Annotated in this window: 3 protein-coding genes and 1 pseudogene; all 4 read left to right on the top strand. The window is 68.9% G+C overall.

Annotation, left to right across the window (positions count from 1 at the left end; all coding sequences use genetic code 11):
• The coding region (locus tag AOK15_RS39750; protein ID WP_157870518.1) for a tetratricopeptide repeat protein at nucleotides 1-364 on the top strand (364 nt) is incomplete at its 5' end.
• A 695-nt stretch (nucleotides 365-1,059) separates the two neighbouring features.
• A complete protein-coding gene (locus tag AOK15_RS39745) occupies nucleotides 1,060-1,695 on the top strand; it encodes a DUF6230 family protein (protein ID WP_055523939.1) in 636 nt (211 codons plus the stop codon).
• Between the two features lie 169 nt (nucleotides 1,696-1,864).
• Nucleotides 1,865-2,497, top strand: a complete 633-nt coding sequence (locus AOK15_RS39740) for a DUF6114 domain-containing protein (RefSeq protein ID WP_055523937.1) — start codon at nucleotides 1,865-1,867, stop codon at nucleotides 2,495-2,497.
• A pseudogene (locus AOK15_RS39735) lies at nucleotides 2,487-2,762 on the top strand (hypothetical protein); the annotation flags it as partial. The gene AOK15_RS39740 and the pseudogene AOK15_RS39735, both read left to right, overlap by 11 nt.

Genomic DNA, 2,762 nt, shown 5'->3' with positions numbered 1-2,762 from the left:
CGGCGGCGCGGTGCAGGCCTACAAGAACGTGCTGAGCGACGACCCGGGCAACATCGAGGCCAAGTTGGGCCTTGCGCAGGCCGAGTTGCTGCACCGGGTGCAGGGCATGGACCCGCAGGAGGTGCGCAAGGCCGCGGCGGAGAACCCCGCCGATGTGCCGGCGCAGATCGCGGCGGCCGACCTCGACCTCGTGGGCGGACATGTGGAGGACGCCTTCGGCCGGCTCGTCGAGACGGTCCGGCGGTCGGCGGGCGACGACCGGGAGACCGCGCGGCTGCGGCTGATCGAGCTGTTCGAGGTCGTCGGGTCCGACGATCCGCGGGTGGCCGCGGCCCGCCGGGCGCTGGCGCGGGCCTTGTTCTGAGACGCGTTCCGGGGCGGGCCGCATCGGCCCGCCCCGCCTCGGCTTCCGCGCCCACGCCTCGGCGTGGGCGCACGGCTGTGATGTGCCGGAACATGTGTTGCCGGAGTGAGAGATTTGGCGACACGGCGACATCCCGGCCGCCCTTTGCCAAATCTTGGTAATCCCGGCCGCTGTTACTGGCAGTAAGAGAACCGCGCCGATGTGTCGGACTCTGTCCGACTGTCAACCAGTCTGTCGCCTCACTCGGGGCGACCCAGGGTCGCTGCCCGATGCCAATGGGTCGTTGTTCGGTTATCCGTCCGTTACTAGCGAGTAACGAACCCCCTTGCGGGGGCGGCGAGAATGCACCACGATCGGCGACGCTCGGTCCAATCCCGTACCCCGACGGCCAGTCGGGTCAACGGGTTTTCTGGGTCCCCACCGAGTAGAGCCGGCGACAGTGGCGTCGTCTCTTGGGCAGGGGGGTCTCCGCTTCAACGGTGGAGCCTGTCCAGCAGGTTGTGCGTGATGCGTGTCAGGCGCGACCAGTGGTTGTCGCTCGGGGGTGATCGCCGGTGAGTTCGGGCGCTTCGGCGCCACCGAGCGCGGGCGCTCCCCATTCCCGAGGACGTAGCACTTCTCCCATCCCTGTCCGGCCGAGCCGCCGCCAAGGGGCGAGCCGGTGGCAGGAGATGTACGTCCGAGAAGGAGGAAATATGGAGTCCCAGGTGCGTGGCGGGACCAGATGGAAGCGGTTCGCTGTGGTCATGGTGCCCAGCGTCGCCGCCACGGCAGCGATAGGTGTCGCCCTCGCGCAGGGCGCTCTCGCCGCGTCGTTCAGTGTGTCGGGCCAGTCGTTCAAGGTGACGGCGGGTCAGCTCGATGGTCAGGGCTTCTCGCAGTACGGGGCGCTCGACGAGGGCTACACCCTCAAGGGCGAGAAGACGGTTCACCCCGTCGCCGTCTCGGCCTTCAAGAGCGCGACGATCACCAACATGTGCCAGTCGGTCGTGACCCCCGGTGTCCCGCTGCTCGGTAGCGTCAGCCTCAAGCTGACCGCCGGTACCGGTGGCAAGAAGGTCGAGGCCGAGAACCTCTACATCGACGTCGAGGACCTCTCGGCCGATGCCGTCTTCAAGGGCATCGACATCGGTGTGGCGGCCAAGGACGCCAACAAGGGTCCGGGCATGAAGGGCGGCTCGGAGCAGGCCAACCCCTACGGGTTCGCCCAGCAGGCCGACTCGGCCTCGCTGAGCGACGTGAAGCAGACGGCGTGGGCGACCACCGCCGGAACCTTCAAGCTGAGCAACCTCAAGATGTCGCTCCACAAGGGCACCGTGGAGTGCTACTAAGCACTCCCTGGGCGGGTGAGGGGGCCTGCGCTTCTTCGCCCGCCCGTCCCTCTCGCGGCGCGGGGCTTCCCGCGCGCGACCTCCGTACGTGAATTCCCGTACGCGCGCCTCGCATCACATGCCGTACGCGAACTTCTCACAGCAACACCGTTCCAGGGAGCTGTTGTCCATGAGCGCCGAGTCAACGGGGCAGAACGAAGACTATCTCCGCGCCTTTCGGCGGCGCTTCCGCGACTGGAGGGGCTCTCGTCCCTTCTGGGCGGGCCTTCTGGTACTGCTCGGCGGTTTCCCGATCATGTACCTGCCGTACGCGAACCTGCAGATCGGCCACCTCACGCTCGCCATGTCGACGACGGGCGGCGCGGGTTCCCTCATCATCGGCGTCCTGCTGGTGGTGCTCGGGATCAGTCTGTGGTTCCAGCGGCACGTACGCACCTTCGCCGGTACGGCGGCGATCCTCCTGGCGCTCGTGTCCATCCCGGTCTCCAACCTCGGCGGCTTCGGCTTCGGCTTCCTGCTCTCCCTGATCGGCGGCGCGCTGGCCATCGCCTGGGCGCCCGGCCAGGAGGAGGAGCGGGTGTCGTCCACGTACAAGACCCCGTCGCGCGCCGCGGCCGCGCCGGGCACGGCTCCTCAGGGCTCTGAGAACACGGCACAACCAGGTGCGGTCCCCCTGGTCAAGGGTGACGCCCCCGAGCCCGCGACGGCGGACTCGACGAGCGGGGCGGCGCGCGGCGAGGGCGACGACCTGTCAGGTACCACCCCCACGAACGGGACGAACGGGAGGCACAGTGCCGGCTGACAAGGTGACCCACGGGACTTCGGTGGGAGAGTCCCGTGCGAGAACCGGACCGCGGCACGCGGCGCCCAAGAAGCCCCTTCTCACCCGGCTGAACGTGCCGGCGGGCAAGGCGATAGCCCTGGCGGCGATGCCGACGGCGGTCCTCATGGGCATGGGCTTCACGCCCACCCTGGCGCGCGCCGAGGACCCGACGAAGCAGAGCCTGACGGCAGACGAGTACAAGGACTGCGTGGCCGCCCTGGAGGCCGCCGACGAGGACACCGAC

The organism is Streptomyces ossamyceticus, from assembly GCF_001418475.1.
GTDB lineage: Bacteria > Actinomycetota > Actinomycetes > Streptomycetales > Streptomycetaceae > Streptomyces > Streptomyces ossamyceticus.
The sequence above is the reverse complement of the archived record's forward strand: the minus strand, read 5'-3'. Positions and strand labels throughout refer to the sequence as shown.

Coding starts and splice junctions, on each gene's coding strand:
- AOK15_RS39745 (WP_055523939.1), top strand. CDS start 1,060: ATGGAGTCCCAGGTGCGTGGCGGGACCAGATGGAAGCGGTTCGCTGTG.
- AOK15_RS39740 (WP_055523937.1), top strand. CDS start 1,865: ATGAGCGCCGAGTCAACGGGGCAGAACGAAGACTATCTCCGCGCCTTT.